Source organism: Gordonia westfalica, from assembly GCF_900105725.1.
Taxonomy (GTDB): Bacteria; Actinomycetota; Actinomycetes; order Mycobacteriales; family Mycobacteriaceae; genus Gordonia; species Gordonia westfalica.
Genome location: NZ_FNLM01000034.1, coordinates 1,070,832 through 1,087,933, shown reverse-complemented (window position 1 = coordinate 1,087,933; position 17,102 = coordinate 1,070,832). Strand labels below are relative to the sequence as shown.

Sequence of the window (17,102 nt, the reverse complement as noted above, 5' to 3'; positions counted from 1 at the left end):
GTTCGATGCACCGACAGGGCCGATGTGACACCCCGATCGATCGTTCTGTTTCTGCCGGGGGAGGGAGGGCGAGATGTTCTCCGACGTCGACTGTTACTCGTGTGACGCATGTGTCGAACACTGTGCGATCGAGTTTGTCGGTGGTGCCGCCTAGTCTCCACCTCGAAGTGAGAGATCGTCGCCGACGGCGGCGAAATCACTCCCCTGACCCGCCCGATCCGGGGCTCGAACGCCCCGGACGGCCAGATGAGATGGAGATCACACGATGCACGTCGACTGCGCTACCTGCCCGGCCCGCCCCGTCGCCTGTGACGGGTGCATGATGACGGTGCTTTTCGGTGGTCCGAACTGGGATGATGCACCTGTTGAAGGTGGAGCTTCGGTAACGGCGCAGGCCCTCGACGACGATGCGGAACTGGACCTCGCGATCGATGTCTTCCAGTCGGCTGCAATGGTCACCAGCAGCGCTGCACGATCTGCAAGAACGTCGAAAAGTGCACGTCAGGCACCGTTTCGCGTCATCGCCGGCACCGAGCTGCGGGCGGGCTGAAAATCAACTGCGATCTGCGTGTCCGTGCCCTAGTGGACACGGCGCCGTCGATTTCGTAACCTTTCTGAGACCTTTGCGGAGCGTCCCGCTTCAACAGAAGTGGTCCGCACAAGTCACCGCTCAATCGCCCTCGCGGGCGAACCGGGGAACCACCAACTTCGGGCAGCCCGGCCAGACGATGTCAGTACTGACAAGACCTGGTGACACTGTTCCGAATCGGGGTGAATCGCGTCAAAAGCGCTTGCGTGTCCTCCTGGGGGACGTCTGTGCCGAAAACGCGTAGGGCCACTCTTCCGGCCCGAACCCGACAGCTAACTCGGTCGGCGGTACAGGGAGAAACTGAAGGAGAACACGCTTCGTGCCCAAACATCGTTTGGAACAGCCCAATCGTGGGAGCAAGGTTGCCAAGAAGGCGGTGATCGCTGGATCGATCACGCTCGGTTCGCTCGCCGCTGCCGCCGGCCCTGCTCTTGCGGCCCCGGTCCACACCCCGCTCGGCACCTTCGAGATCCCGGCTCTGCCCGGTGAGCAGAAGGCACCCCAGGCGGCACCCGCGCCCAAGCCCGTCGCGAAGTCTCCGGCCGCCACGGTCGAGATCCCGAACGTCGGCCAGTTCACCATCCCTGGTATCGGTCAGAACCAGATCCCGGAGCAGTTCCGTCCGCACGGTGGCGCCCCGCTCGGGCAGCCCCAGCTGACCGCCGGTGAGAAGGCCGTCAAGGCCGCGGAGAGCAAGATCGGCTCGCCGTACTCCTACGGCTCGGCCGGCCCGAATGCCTTCGACTGCTCGGGCCTCGTCTACTGGTCCTACAAGCAGGCCGGTAAGACGGTCCCGCGTGACAGCTACGGCCAGCTCGGCGGCGGTCGCCCGGTCTCCTACAACGAGGCCAAGCCCGGCGACGTGATGATCTTCAACGGTGGCGGCCATGCCGGCATCTACGTCGGAAACGGACAGTTCGTGCACTCCTCGAACTACGGCACGCCGGTCAAGCGTGACGCTGTCAAGGAGTGGCAGCTCACCGGTATCCGGCGCTACTGATACCAACTGAACAAAGGGCATCAAGGATAGGGCGGGTCGCGAGCTTTGTGCGATCCGCCCGATCCAGTCCTGGGGTCCACCGGGGGGAACTTAGGGTGGTCCGCGGGGGAGTTACACAGCGGTAGAGGAGTGACCAGCACCGTGCTTTCCGGGGAGGGACAAGTGAACGCAACGCGGCTGCGCGCACGATCGGGTTCGATGATGCTCGCCGTCTGTCTACTGGCGGCGCTCGTGACCGTCGTCCCGCTGGCAACCGGTGGCTTCGGGCAGGCCCGGGCCGTGCCCGCGCGATCGGCCGATCAGCTTCTCGAGCGGTACAAACAGCTCGGCACCGAGGCCGAGAAGACCACCGAGGCGATGCACAACGCCAAGATCGAGTACGACAAGCAGCGCTCGATCGTGGCCGGGGCCAAGAAGGCCGCGATCGACGCCCAGCGGAAGCTCGACATCAGCCGTGAGCAGCTCGCCGCCTATCAGTCCAGGGTCGACGCGATCGTGCGTGCGAGCTACCAGGGTGCCCGCGTCAGCGGCCTGTATGCGGTGATGGTCAGCGACTCGCCGCAGGCCCTGCTCGACCAGATGTCGGGACTCGACATGATCTCCCGGCAGGCCGCGTCCGACCTGACCGCCATCAAGAAGGTCCGCGCCCGTACCGCGGTCGCCAAGAAGGACGCCGACCAGACTGCCCTCGCGGCGTCGGAGGCGGTCTCGCGCGCCGAACGAGTCCGCGGAAACCTCCAGACCAAGCAGGCCGACCTGCAGATGCAGGCGATCCAGATCCGCGCGATCTACCAGTCGATGACCGGCAAGCAGCTCGCCGCCCTGCGCGGCCCGAAGTTCGACTTCGACCCGCGGATCGTCCCCCGGGGCACCGCTGCCGCACTCGTCGCCGTCCAGGCTGCGCTGACCCGTATCGGTGATCCCTACGTGTGGGGCGCCACCGGGCCGAACTCGTTCGACTGCTCGGGTCTGATGGTGTGGGCCTACAAGCAGGCCGGCAAGACGCTTCCGCGTTCGAGCGAGGCCCAGCTGGCCGGGGGCAGCCCCGTGGCCCGTGGGGATCTCAAGCCCGGCGACCTCGTCATCTACTACCCAGATGCCCACCATGTGGGGATGTACGTCGGGGACGGCTACGTCATCCATGCGTCGACCTTCGGTGTCCCGGTCAAGGTCGTCCCGCTCGACGAGGCCGGTCCTTTCAACTCCGGCCGCCGGTTCTAGACTCCACCGGTGGTTTCACTCCGCGGGCGATGGCGCCCGACGCTCGCGTCCGCGGTGGTGCTGATCCTCGGTGTGGTCACGGGATGTGGCGGGCCGGATGCGTCGCCGGACGCCGGATCGGTCTCGAGTGCGTCCACGACGACGTCGACGACGCCGGCCAACGTCTACGAGCAGCAGCGGGCGGCGGGCGTGACGCGCCTGCTCGACGAGCTCACCGAGACGATCACGTCCGGGAATGTGCGTGAGGTCGGTGTGCTGCTCGACGACACGGCGACCCCGGCGTTCAAGAACAGATGGGTCACCGCCACCGCGAACTTCCGTCCCCGTGAGTTCTCGCGCGGCGAGTCCGACGGGCGTCTGCGGTTCGCCCACTTCGACTATCAGCTCGCTCCCACGGAGGAAGCAGAGACGCTGGTACCTGCTGATGTGCAAGGGCTTCTCGACGCGAAGGGGAGTTCGGATTCCTGGGTGGCGCCGGTGGAGCTGCGATATGCCCTCGGGGGCGAACGCGCACCGGGCGTGGACGAGTCCGAGGTCGTCGTCTCCACCCAGTTCGTGGTGGCCCGGTACGGCGACGAGTGGAAGCTCGTCGGCGACGCGGAGGCGCTCGGCGGCGAGCCGACACCGACACAGCTGTGGGAACTGCCCGCACTCTCGGTCACCGATGTGGCCACCGCCGGCGGGACCTCGGTGATCGCCTCGTACCCTCGCACCGCCCAGACGGTCGCGAATCTGCGTCGGCTGCTGCCCGACGCCGTGGACGCGGTCAGCGCCTTCTGGGGCGACTCGTGGGATCGACGCGCCGTGGTGGTGGCGACGTCGAAGCCGAACGAGTTCGAAGAGCTGGTGATCCAGGGGCGCGGGGTGACCGGGACCGCGGCCGCGGCCACCGTCTACAACCGCGTGGACTATCCGCGACGCACCGCGACGGGTCAGCGGGTCGTCTTCACGCCGGCCGCCGACGACCTGGCCGCGCCGACGCTCGCCGTCGTGCTGCGCCACGAACTCACCCATGTCGCCGCCCGGGCCCAGACGGCGCTCGACGCCCCGTTGTGGATCACCGAGGGCGTCGCCGAGTTCGTCGGTCGCAAGGGCACGTACACGCGCTTCGCCGACGCCGCGCCCGATCTGACCGAGGCGATCCGGGCCGGGGACGTGCCCGCCGGCCTGCCCGACGCCGCCGCCTTCGCGATGGACGGAGCGACGTCCGAGGTCGCCTATCAGAGCGCGTGGTCGATGGCCGCGTACGTCGCCGATCGCTATGACGAGGCGCGTCTGAAGAGGCTCTATCTCGGGGTCGCGGCCACCGCCGATCCGGCTCGCCAGGACGCTGCCATCCGGGCCGCGCTCGGAGTCGATCGGAGCGAACTGGTGGCCGGTTGGGGACGATGGCTCGACGGACAGGTCCGCTGATGGCACGAACTCTGTTGATCACCAACGACTTTCCGCCCCGGCCGGGCGGAATCCAGTCGTACCTGCAGAATCTGGTGGATCTGCTGCCGCCGGAGGACATCGTCGTCTACGCGCCGCGCTGGCGGGGCCGCTCGCACGCCGACTTCGATGCCGAGGTGCCGTACCGGGTGTATCGCCATCGCACGACGCTGATGCTGCCGACGCCGTTCGTCGCGCGTCGTGCGGCCGACATCGTTCGGCGCGAACAGATCTCGACGGTCTGGTTCGGTGCGGCGGCACCGCTGGCCGTCCTGGCGCCCGCGATGCGGCGCGCCGGTGCGCAACGCATCCTGGCGAGTACTCACGGCCACGAGGTCGGTTGGTCGATGCTGCCGGGCGCGCGCCAGGTGCTCGGGCACATCGGGCGTCACACCGACGTGATCACCTTCGTCAGCCGGTACACCCGGGGCCGATTCGCCTCGGCCTTCGGCGCGCATGCCGCTCTCGAGTATCTGCCACCCGGTGTCGATGTCACCCGCTTCGCGCCCGATCCGGTTCTCCGACAAAAGTTCCGGGATCGACACGAGTTGGGGGACCGGCCCACCATCCTGTGTCTGTCACGGCTGGTGCCGCGCAAGGGGCAGGACGTGCTGATCCGGGCGCTGCCGTTGATCCGCCGCACGATCCCCGACGCCGTGCTCGTCGTCGTCGGCGGTGGTCCGTATGCGGAGAAGCTGCACGCCCTGGCGGCCGAGGTCGGCATCGAGGATCAGGTGATCTTCACCGGATCTGTTCCGGCCGAAGAACTCTCGGCGTACCACAACATCGCGGACGTCTTCGCGATGCCGTCTCGTACCCGCGGCGGCGGACTCGACGTCGAGGGCCTCGGGATCGTCTATCTCGAGGCGTCGGCCACCGGCGTGCCCGTGGTCGCCGGCCTCTCGGGTGGTGCGCCGGAGACGGTGGTGGAGGGGGTCACCGGGACGACGGTCGACGGTACCGACGTCGACGCCGTCGCCATGGCGATCCTGTCGATCCTGGGCGACCGCGCCGCGGCCGCCGAGATGGGCGCGGCGGGAAGACGTTTCGTCGTGGAGAACTGGCAGTGGAGTCAGATGGCGGCTCGGCTGCGCCAATTGCTCTGAGCCCGGCGTCGAAAAGCGTCCCTGGAAACCACCCCCGGTTCCGCCCCGCGTCGAAGAACGCCCCTGGAAACCACCCTGGACAGCGCCGCCGGCGTCGCATCGGACGCGGCGCCGCGCTCGAGGGTGGTTCTGAGGGGCGGTTTCCGGGCTGGGGCGGAAATCAGGGGCGGGTTTCGCGAGCAGTTTTCGACGCGGGGCGGAAATCAGGGGCGCTTCTCGGCGGGGGGAGCGATGCTCGGTACGTGACCGCCTACCCCTGGGTCGAGACCCGTACCACGATCTTCCCTCGCACGTGACCGGACTGGCTGCGCTCGTGGGCCCCGGAAGCGTCGGTCAGGTCGAACACCTCGGCGATCTCCGGCACGAGTTCGCCGGCGTCGCCGAGCCGGGCCAGCTCGGCCAGGTCCGCGGAGTCGGGACGCACCCACACGTACTGGCCCCCGAACTCGTCACGCGCCCGGGCATCGATGATGGAGGCAACGGTGCCGCCGTCGCGCAACACGTCCGGCACCGAGTCGAGGGCGTCACCACCGACATAGTCGAGGACGACGTCGACGCCGGCGGGTTCGATCGCACGTACCCGATCGGCCAGGCCGTCCCCATATGTGATGGGCTCGGCGCCGAGGGCCCGGAGATAGTCGTGATTGGATTCCGACGCGGTGCCGATCACTCGGGCGCCCAGCGCCCGCGCGACCTGCACCGCGAACGACCCGACGCCGCCCGCGGCAGCGTGGATCAGCACCGTGTGACCCGACTGCACGCCCGCCCGACGAATGGTCTGGTACGCCGTCAATCCGGCGAGCGGGACGGCCGCAGCCTCCTCGAACGACCAGCTGGACGGCTTGTGGGCGAGTGTGCGGACCGGGGCGGCAACGAAGTCGGCGAACGTGCCGCCGGCGACTTCCCCGCCGACGACGTCTTTGCGGACGTAGCCGAACACCTCGTCGCCGACCTGGAATTCCGGCGTGTCCAAGCCGACCTGCTCGACCACCCCCGCGACATCCCACCCCGGGATCACCGGGAACACGGTGTCCATGATCTCGGCCAGGTGACCCTCTCGGACCTTCCAGTCCACCGGGTTGACGCTCGAGGCGCGTACTCGGATCAGTACGGAATCGGGGCCGACCTTCGGGGTGGGGAGATCGGTGACCTGCAGGACATCAGGGCCGCCGAAGCGGCTGTAGGTGATTGCTCGCATGGTGGCACCAACGGGTGCCGGGGCGGATTGATTCCGAACCCGCCCCCGGGGCTCACTTCTGGTAGATCGCCTCGATGTCGACGGAGAATTTCTCCACGACCACGTTGCGCTTGACCTTGAGGGTCGGCGTCATCTCGCCGGTCTCCTCGGTGAAGTCCGACGGCAGGATGCGGAACTTCTTGATCGCCTCGGCGCTCGACACGGTCTTGTTGGCGGAGTCGATGGCCGACTGGACCTCGGCGCGGAGGTCGGCGTCGTCGATGAGGTCGGCGACCGAGGCCGACTCCGGCTTGTTGTTGCGTTCCTTCCACGCCGGGAAGGCCTCCGGGTCGACGGTGATGAGCGCGGCCACGAACGGCTTCGCATCGCCGACGACCATCGCCTGCGAGATCAGGGCGTGGGCGCGGATGACGTCCTCGAGACCGGCGGGGGAGACGTTCTTGCCGCCCGCGGTAACGATGAGTTCCTTCTTGCGGCCGGTGATCGTGATGAAACCGTCGGCGTCGACGGTGCCGAGGTCGCCGGTGTGGAACCAGCCGTCGACGATCGCGCCCGCGGTCGCCTCCGGGTTCTGCCAGTACTCTTTGAACACGACGCCGCCCTTGAGCAGGATCTCGCCGTCCTCGCCGAGGCGGACGGAGTTGCCCGACAACGGCTTTCCGACGGTGCCGATCTTCCAGGCCGACGGGGTGTTCACGCTGAACGCGGCCGTCGTCTCGGTCAGGCCGTAGCCCTCGAACACGGGGATGCCGACACCGGAGAAGAAGTGGCCCAGACGTGCACCCAGCGGACCGCCACCGGAGATCGCCATCCCGCACTCGCCGCCCAGGGCCGTACGGAGCTTCTTGTAGACCAGCGCGTCGAACAGCGCGTGCTTGAGCTTGAGGATCAGACCGATCTGGCCCTTCTCACGCCCTTCCGAGTACGCGACCGCGGTGTCGGCGGCGGCGTCGAAGATCTTGCCCTTGCCACCGTCGTAGGCCTTCTGGCGTGCGGAGTTGTAGACCTTCTCGAACACGCGCGGCACCGAGAGGATGAGAGACGGCTTGAAGACCGCGAACTCGTCGACGAGGGTCGAGATGTCGCTGGTGTGTCCGACCTCGGCTCCGGCCTCGATCGCTACGAGGGTGATCGCACGGGCCAGCACATGTGCCAGCGGCAGGAACATCAGGAGGCGCTTCTCGTCGCGCCCGATGAGGTCGTCGAGTAGGTCACCGGCGAGCACCGCGCGTACCTCGGACAGCATGTTCGAGTGGGTCAGCTCGCATCCCTTGGGGCGTCCGGTGGTGCCCGAGGTGTAGATCAGGGTGGCGGGATCGGCGGCCCCGAGGGTCGCGCGGCGCTTGCCGACCTCGTCGTCGTGGACGTCGGCGCCGGCGGACACCAGTTCGTCGACGGCACCGGGTGCGTCGGCTCGGTCGATCTGGAAGACCTTGACCGGCTCGGTGAGCGAGTCGATGGACTCGAAGGCGGCGCGGTGGGCGTCGTCCTCGAGCACGATCGCGACGGCGCCGGAATCGCGCATGATCCATTCGATCTGGCTTGCCGACGACGAGTCGTAGATCGGCACGGTGATCGCGCCGGCCGACCAGATCGCGAAGTCGAAGAGGTTCCACTCGAGGCGGGTGCGCGACAGCAGTGCCACGCGGTCGCCGGGGTTGACGCCGGAGGCGATCAGGCCCTTGGCGATCGACGAGATGCGTGCTGCGGCATCGGCGGCCGTGATGGGAGCCCACGTGTCGCCCTGCTTGTGGCGGAACACGACGTGCTGCGGTGATCGCTGAGCCAGATCGAAGATGATGTTCGTGCAGTTCTCGTCTTCGGCGATCGAGAACTTCGCAGGCACGCTGTACTCACTCATCGTGGTTACCCTCCAGTAGATGCCGTTGTGCAAATCGTATCCCTGCTGTAAATCGGCACGTTCACGGCACCGCCCTTCGGGTGCACTACCCTGCGTCGACGCGAGTATGTGAAGCTAGTGGGCGTGACGAGCATCCAGGTGGCCGACGAGGTCTTCGTCGCCGCGGCACCACGCCTGGCCGCTGCCGTGATCGGCGACCCCGCCAACTGGCGGCGATGGTGGCCCGACCTGCGTCTGGCGGTCACCGAAGACCGTGCGGAGCAAGGTGTCCGGTGGCGTGTCGACGGGCCGGTGGCCGGGACGATGGAGATCTGGAACGAGGCGGTCCTCGACGGCTTCGTCCTGCACTACTTCCTCCACGCGGAACCGACCCGCGCCCTGCCCGGTGAGCGGGGGGACGACCCGGTCGCCCGGGCCGACGCGCTGGCCGAGGAGAACAAGCGACGTCGCGTGGCGGGCAAGGACATGTCCTTCGAGGTGAAGCGTCTCCTCGAGGCGGACCGGCACGTGGGCGGCCCCGCGGCGGGGGCCGAGACCGCGGAGGCCGTGTGATGGCCGACCACACCGAACGCGACATCGTCATCGGCGCCGACGCCGAGGACATCCTCGCCGTCATCTCCGATTTCGCGCACTACCCGGACTGGGTCACCGCGGCACACGAGGTCGAGGTGCTGCGCACCGACGACGCGGGACGGGCACTCGAGGTGCGTTTCGTTCTCGACGCGGGTGTCCTGCAGGACACGTATGTACTTGCCTACGAATGGGATCCGCAGGGAACCTCGGTCTCGTGGCGGCTGGTCTCCAGCGATCTGCAGAAGGATCAGCGCGGCCGCTACATCCTGACCCAGCAGGTGCCCGGCTCCACCAAGGTCACCTATGAGCTCATGGTCGATCTGCAGGTGCCGATGATCGGTCAGCTCAAACGCCGTGCCGAGAAGGCGATCACCGATGCCGCGCTGAACGACCTGAAGAAGAGGGTCGAAGGCTGATCGATCTCACACCCATACATGTGGTGCTCGGTCCCGGAGGCTCCGGCGTCTCCGCTGTCGCCGCCGCGGCGGCGTCCCAACGACCCGGCACGCCCAGGGATTCGCGTCATGCCGTCACCCGGCCGGAGCGGCACACCCTGCTCATCACCGTCGACCGCTGGTCGCCCGTGCACGACTGGGCGCATGTCTACCGGCAGCCCGGTGAACCGGTGGCGGTCTCGAAGTTCCTCCACCTGCTGACACTGGATCGGCTCGATCTCACCGAACGCACCTGGTCGGCCTTCGTCGACGTCCTCGAGCACACCGCGGGTCGCAGCAAGGCCGTCCTGCCCGGGGTCGGGACGCTCGCCGGCATCGACGCCGCGGAACTGACCTCGCTGCCGGGTATCGACGACTTCCTGTTGCTGCGACGTATCCGCGACGAGGCGACGAGCGGTCAGTGGCAACGGATCATCGTCGACTGTTCGGGCTGCGGTGACCCGCTGCAGTTCCTGCGTGGGGGATCGGTGCTGAGTCAGGCGCTCAACCGGTTCTGGCCGCGGCACCGACGGCTCGCGACGGCGGCCGAGCGGCCGGTGATGGCGCAGCTGACCGCCGCGGTGGACGCCATCGACCGCGACTGCGCCGACGTCGCAGAGTTGTTCGCCGACGCGCACGCGGTGGCCGTCCACCTGGTCCTCGGCACGGATGATCGGGCACGCCGCCTCGCCGAGCACTACGTCGCGGGGGCGGACATCATGGGACTGCCGCTGGCCTCGGTGCAGGTGAATCGCGGCGTGGGCGCGGAGTCTCCGGAAGATCTCGTCGCGCACGTCGAGGGGCTGCTCGCCGGTCCCGACGGGTGCGGTGGTGTGCGGGTGGCGGTGGTGGACCGGTCGGCCGAGACGATCGATCGGATGGCCCGGCTGCGCAAACTCGGCGTCCGGCTGCCCGATCCGCACGGTATCCCGCGCGGATCGGCCGCGGCGGTCGTCGACTCCGCGTCCGGAGGGGCGACCGCCTTCCGCTTGTCGTGGCCGCAACGCCTGCCCGATCCCGACTCGCTGGTCCTCGGGCGCAGCGGTGACGACCTGCTCGTGACCATCTCCGGCTTCCGTCATCCGGTGCGTCTGCCGTCGGTGCTGCGGCGATGCACGGTCGTGGACGCGGCCTGGGACGAGGGACGGCTCACCGTCGGCTTCGTCCCCGACCCTGCTGTCTGGCCGCGCCGGTAGTCGCCTCCGGTACGGCCACCGGGTACGTTCGAAGACCACACAGGCGGCGACCGCACGGTACGGTGCTGGGACGCCCGTCCACATGTGGTCGCGGGTGTGCGGCACGATGCCTCCGGGCACCAGCGGCGAGGGGAGAGCAAGCGAATGGGTACGGACGATGGGACGTCACGCGGTGACGGGTCCGATCGTGACGACCGCGGTGCGACGCACGGCGATCCGGTCCGGGACTTGCTGCTCGGGTTGGCGAATCAGATCGACGCGCTCGCGGGCCTCTTCGCACGTGGCCCGCAGGATGCGGGTGCGACTGCTTCCGGGTATGCCGCCGCGTTCGGCGCCGACGGACCTGTCGGTCACGCGTTCGCAGGTGCCTCGGGGGAGATCACCTCGCTGCTCAGTGAGATCGGCGACCTGATCGCCCGGCTCCTCGCAGCGGTCATCGCCGTCCTGGAGGCCATCGCCGAGGCACTGCGGTCGGCTCCCACCACGACATCGGAACCACGACACTACGAACCGATCGCGGTCCGTATCGGTACCCCACGACGCCCGGACGCGCGCACCGGACCCGACCAGGAGCAGTGATGGGTGAGCTGACCATCGGCATCGACATCGGCGGCACGAGCGTGCGGGCCTCGGTGGTCGACGACCGCGGCACGATGCTCGACACCCTCCGCGCGCAGACGCCGCCCACCGTCCAGGCTCTCGAGCACTGCCTGGACCGGCTCGTCGGCGAGCTGACCTCCCGGTGGGATGCGAAAGCCGTCGGTCTCGCGATCGCCGGCTTCCTCACCACCGACCGCAGCATCGTCCGGTTCGCCCCGCACCTGCCGTGGCGGGAGGCGCCGGTCGCCGAGGACATGACCCGGCGCGTCGGCATCCCGGTGTTCGCCGAACACGACGCCAACGCGGCAGCGGTCGCCGAGTGGCGATTCGGGGCGGCCGCGCGTGGGCACAACACCGTGGTGCTCGCGATCGGCACCGGCATCGGCGCCGGTCTCGTCATCGACGGCGAGATCTATCGCGGGAGCTATGGCGTCGCACCGGAACTCGGACATCTCACGATCGTCCCCGACGGTCGTGCCTGCGCCTGCGGAAAGCGCGGATGCTGGGAACGGTATTGCAGCGGAACCGCTTTGGTGGACACCGTGGTCGAACTGCTGGCCGACGGGGACTGGGGACGCAGTCAGCTCGCCGCCGACGTGGCCGCCGATCCCGGTTCCCTGACCGGGCGTCGGGTCGCCGGAGCGGCCGCCGACGGTGACGCCGTGGCCCTCGCGGCCTTCGCCCGCTTCGCGACGTCCCTGGGTCAGGGGCTGGCGATGATCGCCGACATCTTCGACCCCGACCTGATCGTGCTGGCCGGTGGCGTCGGGGCGGCGTCGGGGCTGTTCCTCGACGAGGCCCGCGAGCACTACTCACGGCAGGTCACCGGTGCCGGACACCGCCAGCTCGCGCGTATCCGCGGCACCCAGCTCGGCGAAACGGCCGGTGTCGTCGGCGCGGCAGAGGTTGCGCGCCAAGCGCTTCGGGCGGCAGCGAGCCAGTCCGCGCCGCCGTCGGCCGCCCGCTGAGGAAACCGGGCCGGTCGCCGGAGTCCGACGCGGGTATGGTCTTGATGTCGGGACCGCGGGGTGAGTGTTCCGACGGTGGGGGTCCGCTGCCGGCACCGGCATCGGGTCAGGAGAAGTGTGCGGGCAAGGAGAGTCTCATGTGGTACTGGTCGTTCAAGTACATCTTCTTGGGGCCGATCCTCCGTGTCCTGGGCCGCCCGACGATCGAAGGGCATGAGAACATCCCGACCGACGGGCCGGCGATCCTGGCGAGCAACCACCTCGCGGTCATGGACAGCTTCTTCCTGCCGCTGATGGTGGACCGCCGCATCTACTTCCTCGCCAAGAGCGAGTACTTCACCGGCACCGGCCTCAAAGGGGCCTTCCAGCGGTGGTTCTTCACCGCGGTCGGGCAGATCCCCATCGACCGGTCCGGTGCCGCCGCCGCCGAGGGCGCCTTCACCGCCGCCCGCCGCCAGCTCGAAGCGGGCAAGCTGATGGGCATGTACCCGGAGGGCACCCGCTCACCCGACGGCCGGCTGTACAAGGGCAAGACCGGTCTCGCGCGCCTCGCCATGGACACCGGCGTACCGGTGATCCCGGTCGCCATGGTGGATACCCACAAGTTCAATCCGCCCGGTTCCATCCTGCCGCGCCCCACGAAGGTCACCGTCCGCATCGGCAAGCCCCTCGACTTCTCCCGCTACGAGGGGATGGAGGGCAACCGCTACATCGAGCGGGCCGTCACCGACGAGATCATGTACGAGCTCATGCAGCTCTCCGGCCAGCAGTACGTCGACGTCTACGCCGCGAGCCTCAAGAACAAGGCCCCGGCCGTCGAGCCGCCGGCAGCCGACGCCGCTGCCTGATCTCGAGAGAACGCGACGCACCCGGGTCCGCTGCCCGAGGTGCGAGGAGCGCATCGAAGTCGACGAGCCTCGAAGGCCGGGTGAGCCGACCTCGCCGGCCCTTCGTGGCTCGCTCCGCTCGCACCTCAGGGAGCAGGGGGCGATGTCCTCGCGCTTCTGGGAGCAGGGGGCGATGTCCTCGCGCTTCTGGGAGCAGGGGTGGTGTGCTCGCGCTTCTGGGAGCAGGGGTGGTGTGCTCGCGCTTCTGGGAGCAGGGGTGGTGTGCTCGCGCTTCTGGGAGCAGGGGTGGTGTGCTCGCGCTTCTGGGAGCAGGGGTGGCTGTGCTCGCGCTTCAGGGAGCAGGGGTACTGTGCTCGTCCTTCTGGCATCGCCGGGGGACCCGAGCCCGGCGGCGCGTAGTCAGCCCGCCTCGCCGACCCGTGCGTCGTCGAGCACGGCGCACAGCTCGGGAATCCAGCCACGGTCCGCCGGCACCACGTCCTCGGCGTCGATCCGCCGCAGCTCGTCAGCCGAGAACCACTGCATCTCGAGATGTTCGAGGGCGGCGGGGGTTCCGGAGCGGAGACGAGCCCGATACGCGTGCAGGACCAGGCCACCCGGCAGCCTCACCTCTGCGCCGACGCGCGCGCCCACCTCGATCTCGGCACCGAGTTCCTCGCGGATCTCGCGGGTGAGGGCCTGGGCGTGGGTCTCACCGGACTCGACGCGGCCACCCGGGAGTTCCCACTTGCCGGCCAGCTCGGCCGGATGGGCGCGCTGGGCGAGCAGCACCCGACCGTCGTCGACGATGGCCGCGGCCACCACGTCCTTCGGACGGTCGTCGGTCCCGTCTGCACCGCGCGCCGCCTTGGTGGCGATCATCCAGCCCATCGTGACGAAGGTGGCGACCGCCCACGCCGCGCCCAACACGGCCTCGACGGCCGTCGGGGGTACGGGCCCGTACTCGATGAGGACACGCAGGATCCACGGGATGCCGAGGGCGGCGACGGCCACCCACAGACCCAGGATCGCGCGGGCGCCGGGGCGTCGCGCTCCCGCGCCGTGGACCAGCCAGATGCCGAGCGGGACCACCCACACCCAGTGGTGGACCCAGGAGATCGGCGAGATCAGCAGGCCGAAGAACTGAACGACGAGCAGGACGCCGAGGGCGTCGGACACCGCACGCCAGGTGAAGAAGGCCACGACGGTGGCGATCAGGACGCCGAGGAACCAGATCCACCCGGTGCCGACGTCGAAACCGACGAACCGCGAGAGGGTTCCGCGCAGGCTCTGGTTGATGACCGCCTCGACGGGGCCGATCCGTTCGGCGTCCCCGAACAGCGTTCCGTAGTAGGTGCGGGTGACCTCCGGGAAGAGCAGCAGGCACCCGAGGACCGTGAACACGAAGGCGAACGCCGCCGACAGTGCGCCCCACGGCTTGCGGACGGCGAGGTACCAGAGACCGCTGATCGCGGGGGTGAGCTTGATCCCCGCCATCAGGCCGATCAGCGCGCCGCCGGCGAGCACACCGCGCTCGCTCGATGTCCCGTCGGCGCGGCGCGCCCAGAAGATCGCCAAAAGGGTGCCGAGCATCAGGAAGACGTTGATCTGGCCGTAGTCCAGGGTCACCCGGACCGGTTCACACCAGATGGCCGGTGCCGTCCACAGCGCCGCGAGCACGTGGACGTCGGTGGAGCGGCCGCACAGCCGTAGCGAGAGCACCACACACGCGTAGAGGGCGGCGAAGGTCGCGAGTTGCCAGCCGATCGCCACGATGTCCCACGGAATGAGCGACAGGGGATAGAGGACCACCGCGGCGAACGGTGGATAGGTGAAGGGGAGCGCGAAGTCCGTCTCACCGGAATAGGTGAACAAATAGAGCGACCCGTCGGCGAGACCCGCCGAACCGTCGCGGTAAACGTGCAGGTCCACGAAGTTCCTGCCGTTCACGGTCAGCGTGTCCCAGACGAGCCGCGCGATGATCGACGCCGCCAGGAAAGCGGTCGCCAGCACAGACCTGGAGCGCACGAATTACCAGGGTAGCCAGCAAAGTACGGCAATGGCGAAACGTGGCTCGTCCGGGCGCGTATCCGTGCCCCATCTCGCCGCGGGTCGAGGCCCGTCCGGGCGTGTGTGAATACTGTCCTCATGCGGTTCTTCTACGACTCGGAGTTCATCGAGGACGGAAACACCATCGAGCTGGTCTCGATCGGGGTCGTCGGCGAGGACGGCCGTGAGTTCTACGCGGTGTCCACCGATTTCGATCCCGGCCGCGCCGGTGACTGGGTGCGCGCGAACGTGCTGCCCAAACTGCCGTCGCCGTCGTCGCCGGTGTGGAAGGACCGCCGGCGGATTCGCGAGGACCTCCTCGAGTTCCTCACCGCGGACGGGACCGATATCGAGCTGTGGGCGTGGGTCGGTGCCTATGACCATGTGGTCCTGTGTCAGATGTGGGGTCCGATGACGGCGCTGCCCCGTCCCATCCCGCGTTTCACCCGCGAACTCCGCCAGCACTGGGAGGCCGTCGGACGACCCGCGCTCCCGCCGGCGCCGTCCGATGCCCACGACGCACTGAGCGACGCACGGCACAACCTGCGCCGCTGGGAAGCGATCGAGAAGGCTCGCCTGAACGTCGGTGGCTGACCCGGCGTAAATCGCGGGCGCGCCTGCTTTACGCTGGAACAGTGGTGAACTGGACCGTAGACGTTCCGATCGACGAACTCCCCGAACTGCCGCCGCTTCCCGGTGGCCTCCAGGAGCGTTTCGACGACGCGATGAGCCGACCCGCGCTGCAGCAGCCGAGCTGGCCCGCCGAGGAAGCACGCAAGATCCGCACCGTCCTCGAGTCGGTGCCGCCGATCTGCATGCCCGCCGAGGTCCAGTCGCTGTCGTCGCAGCTGGCCGACGTGGCCGAGGGCCGCGCCTTCCTGCTGCAGGGCGGTGACTGCGCGGAGACCTTCGCCGACAACACCGAACCCCACATCAAGGCGAACATCCGCACGCTGCTGCAGATGGCCGTCGTCCTCACCTACGGCGCGAGCCTCCCGGTGGTGAAGGTCGCGCGCATCGCCGGCCAGTACGCCAAGCCGCGGTCGTCGAACACCGACGCCCTGGGCCTGCCGTCCTACCGCGGCGACATGGTCAACGGGTTCCCGGCCGACGAGGCCGTGCGGGCGCACGACCCGTCACGTCTGGTGCGCGCCTACGCGAATGCCGCCGCGGCCATGAACCTGGTCCGCGCGCTCACCCAGGCCGAGGCCGACCTGCATCGCGTCCACGACTGGAACCGCGAGTTCGTGCGGACGTCACCCGCCGGCGCCCGGTACGAGGCGCTCGCATCCGAGATCGACCGCGGTCTGCGGTTCATGGACGCCTGCGGGGTCACCGACTCGAGCCTCCACTCGGCGTCGATCTTCGCCTCGCACGAAGCGCTCGTCCTCGACTACGAACGCGCCATGCTGCGACTCGCCGACAACCCCGACGGCGATGCCCGGGGAGAGGACAAGGTTCTCTACGACCTGTCGGCCCACTTCCTGTGGATCGGTGAGCGCACCCGTCAGCTCGATGGCGCGCACATCGCGTTCGCCGAACTGATCAACAACCCGATCGGCATCAAGATCGGCCCGACGACGACGCCCGAGCAGGCCGTCGAATACGTCGAGCGACTCGACCCGCACAACGTCCCCGGCCGCCTCACGCTCGTCGCGCGCATGGGCAACGGCAAGGTGCGCGAGGTGCTCCCGGCGATCGTCGCCGCCGTCGAGGCGACCGGGCACAAGGTCATCTGGCAGTGCGACCCCATGCACGGCAACACCCACGAGGCGTCCACCGGCTTCAAGACGCGCCACTTCGACCGCATCGTCGACGAGGTGCAGGGCTTCTTCGAGGTCCACCGTGCGCTCGGCAGCCATCCCGGCGGTGTCCACGTCGAACTGACCGGTGAGGATGTCACCGAATGCCTCGGTGGTGCACAGGAGATCTCGGATCTCGACCTCGCCGGCCGCTACGAGACCGCCTGCGACCCGCGCCTCAACACCCAGCAGTCCCTCGAGCTGGCGTTCCTCGTCGCGGAGATGCTGCGCGGCTGACGGTTGTCGG

At 68.7% G+C, this 17,102-nt stretch carries 16 protein-coding genes and 1 riboswitch; of the genes, 13 read left to right on the top strand and 3 right to left on the bottom strand.

What is annotated here, in order from left to right:
- Nucleotides 1-319: 319 nt before the first annotated feature.
- From BLU62_RS10295 to BLU62_RS10275, 5 genes are all read left to right on the top strand, one after another.
- Entirely contained in the window at nucleotides 320-550 is a 231-nt protein-coding gene (locus BLU62_RS10295; RefSeq protein ID WP_244278108.1) for a hypothetical protein, read from the top strand.
- A gap of 107 nt (nucleotides 551-657) precedes the next feature.
- Nucleotides 658-891, top strand: a riboswitch (cyclic di-AMP (ydaO/yuaA leader).
- A 17-nt stretch (nucleotides 892-908) separates the two neighbouring features.
- Nucleotides 909-1,589: a C40 family peptidase gene (locus BLU62_RS10290; protein ID WP_074849379.1), complete on the top strand. Its 681-nt coding sequence runs from the start codon at nucleotides 909-911 to the stop codon at nucleotides 1,587-1,589.
- A gap of 201 nt (nucleotides 1,590-1,790) precedes the next feature.
- Nucleotides 1,791-2,810 carry a C40 family peptidase gene (locus BLU62_RS10285; protein ID WP_074852816.1) on the top strand — a complete coding sequence of 340 codons (1,020 nt, stop codon included), beginning with the start codon at nucleotides 1,791-1,793 and terminating at the stop codon, nucleotides 2,808-2,810.
- Between the two features lie 9 nt (nucleotides 2,811-2,819).
- The gene (locus BLU62_RS10280) at nucleotides 2,820-4,223 is read left to right on the top strand and encodes a hypothetical protein (protein WP_074849378.1); all 1,404 of its coding nucleotides are present in this window, start codon (nucleotides 2,820-2,822) and stop codon (nucleotides 4,221-4,223) included.
- Nucleotides 4,223-5,347 (top strand): glycosyltransferase family 4 protein, encoded by a 1,125-nt coding sequence (locus BLU62_RS10275; protein WP_074849377.1) that lies wholly within the window; start codon nucleotides 4,223-4,225, stop codon nucleotides 5,345-5,347. Before BLU62_RS10280 ends, BLU62_RS10275 begins: the two co-directional genes overlap by 1 nt.
- 250 nt (nucleotides 5,348-5,597) lie before the next feature.
- Here the strand turns inward: BLU62_RS10275 and BLU62_RS10270 are convergent, their stop codons facing one another.
- Together BLU62_RS10270 and BLU62_RS10265 are read right to left on the bottom strand one after the other, a co-directional pair.
- Complete coding sequence (locus tag BLU62_RS10270) at nucleotides 5,598-6,545, bottom strand: NADP-dependent oxidoreductase (RefSeq protein ID WP_074849376.1); 948 nt, start codon at nucleotides 6,543-6,545, stop codon at nucleotides 5,598-5,600.
- A gap of 52 nt (nucleotides 6,546-6,597) precedes the next feature.
- Nucleotides 6,598-8,406, bottom strand: coding sequence for an AMP-dependent synthetase/ligase (locus BLU62_RS10265; RefSeq protein WP_074849375.1), 1,809 nt, complete (start codon nucleotides 8,404-8,406; stop codon nucleotides 6,598-6,600).
- A gap of 108 nt (nucleotides 8,407-8,514) precedes the next feature.
- Here BLU62_RS10265 and BLU62_RS10260 point away from each other — a divergent pair, with 108 nt between their 5' ends.
- The 6 genes from BLU62_RS10260 to BLU62_RS10235 all read left to right on the top strand — a co-directional run bounded on the left by BLU62_RS10260 (nucleotide 8,515) and on the right by BLU62_RS10235 (nucleotide 13,025).
- Nucleotides 8,515-8,958, top strand: a complete 444-nt coding sequence (locus BLU62_RS10260) for a hypothetical protein (protein ID WP_005200111.1) — start codon at nucleotides 8,515-8,517, stop codon at nucleotides 8,956-8,958.
- Entirely contained in the window at nucleotides 8,958-9,395 is a 438-nt protein-coding gene (locus tag BLU62_RS10255) for an SRPBCC family protein (protein ID WP_005200110.1), read from the top strand. Before BLU62_RS10260 ends, BLU62_RS10255 begins: the two co-directional genes overlap by 1 nt.
- 20 nt (nucleotides 9,396-9,415) lie before the next feature.
- On the top strand, nucleotides 9,416-10,609 hold the full coding sequence (locus BLU62_RS10250) for an ArsA-related P-loop ATPase (RefSeq protein ID WP_074849374.1): 1,194 nt from the start codon (nucleotides 9,416-9,418) through the stop codon (nucleotides 10,607-10,609).
- 144 nt (nucleotides 10,610-10,753) lie between these two features.
- Complete coding sequence (locus tag BLU62_RS10245; RefSeq protein ID WP_074849373.1) at nucleotides 10,754-11,188, top strand: hypothetical protein; 435 nt, start codon at nucleotides 10,754-10,756, stop codon at nucleotides 11,186-11,188.
- Nucleotides 11,188-12,177 carry an ROK family protein gene (locus BLU62_RS10240; RefSeq protein ID WP_074849372.1) on the top strand — a complete coding sequence of 330 codons (990 nt, stop codon included), beginning with the start codon at nucleotides 11,188-11,190 and terminating at the stop codon, nucleotides 12,175-12,177. Before BLU62_RS10245 ends, BLU62_RS10240 begins: the two co-directional genes overlap by 1 nt.
- A 137-nt stretch (nucleotides 12,178-12,314) precedes the next feature.
- Nucleotides 12,315-13,025, top strand: coding sequence for a lysophospholipid acyltransferase family protein (locus BLU62_RS10235; protein WP_074852815.1), 711 nt, complete (start codon nucleotides 12,315-12,317; stop codon nucleotides 13,023-13,025).
- 399 nt (nucleotides 13,026-13,424) lie between these two features.
- Here the strand turns inward: BLU62_RS10235 and BLU62_RS10230 are convergent, their stop codons facing one another.
- Nucleotides 13,425-15,017, bottom strand: a complete 1,593-nt coding sequence (locus tag BLU62_RS10230) for a glycosyltransferase 87 family protein (protein ID WP_074849371.1) — start codon at nucleotides 15,015-15,017, stop codon at nucleotides 13,425-13,427.
- Nucleotides 15,018-15,152: 135 nt separating this feature from the next.
- Between BLU62_RS10230 and BLU62_RS10225 the strand changes: the two genes are divergently transcribed.
- Entirely contained in the window at nucleotides 15,153-15,647 is a 495-nt protein-coding gene (locus BLU62_RS10225; protein WP_074849370.1) for a polyadenylate-specific 3'-exoribonuclease AS, read from the top strand.
- 41 nt (nucleotides 15,648-15,688) lie between these two features.
- Nucleotides 15,689-17,092, top strand: coding sequence for a class II 3-deoxy-7-phosphoheptulonate synthase (locus tag BLU62_RS10220; RefSeq protein WP_074849369.1), 1,404 nt, complete (start codon nucleotides 15,689-15,691; stop codon nucleotides 17,090-17,092).
- Nucleotides 17,093-17,102 lie beyond the last annotated feature (10 nt).

Bases quoted from the DNA above. Each gene is read 5' to 3' on its own strand.
- BLU62_RS10295 (WP_244278108.1), top strand. From the start codon at position 320: ATGATGACGGTGCTTTTCGGTGGTCCGAACTGGGATGATGCACCTGTT.
- BLU62_RS10285 (WP_074852816.1), top strand. From the start codon at position 1,791: ATGCTCGCCGTCTGTCTACTGGCGGCGCTCGTGACCGTCGTCCCGCTG.
- BLU62_RS10275 (WP_074849377.1), top strand. From the start codon at position 4,223: ATGGCACGAACTCTGTTGATCACCAACGACTTTCCGCCCCGGCCGGGC.
- BLU62_RS10270 (WP_074849376.1), bottom strand. From the start codon at position 6,545: ATGCGAGCAATCACCTACAGCCGCTTCGGCGGCCCTGATGTCCTGCAG.
- BLU62_RS10265 (WP_074849375.1), bottom strand. From the start codon at position 8,406: ATGAGTGAGTACAGCGTGCCTGCGAAGTTCTCGATCGCCGAAGACGAG.
- BLU62_RS10255 (WP_005200110.1), top strand. From the start codon at position 8,958: ATGGCCGACCACACCGAACGCGACATCGTCATCGGCGCCGACGCCGAG.
- BLU62_RS10245 (WP_074849373.1), top strand. From the start codon at position 10,754: ATGGGTACGGACGATGGGACGTCACGCGGTGACGGGTCCGATCGTGAC.
- BLU62_RS10240 (WP_074849372.1), top strand. From the start codon at position 11,188: ATGGGTGAGCTGACCATCGGCATCGACATCGGCGGCACGAGCGTGCGG.
- BLU62_RS10235 (WP_074852815.1), top strand. From the start codon at position 12,315: ATGTGGTACTGGTCGTTCAAGTACATCTTCTTGGGGCCGATCCTCCGT.
- BLU62_RS10225 (WP_074849370.1), top strand. From the start codon at position 15,153: ATGCGGTTCTTCTACGACTCGGAGTTCATCGAGGACGGAAACACCATC.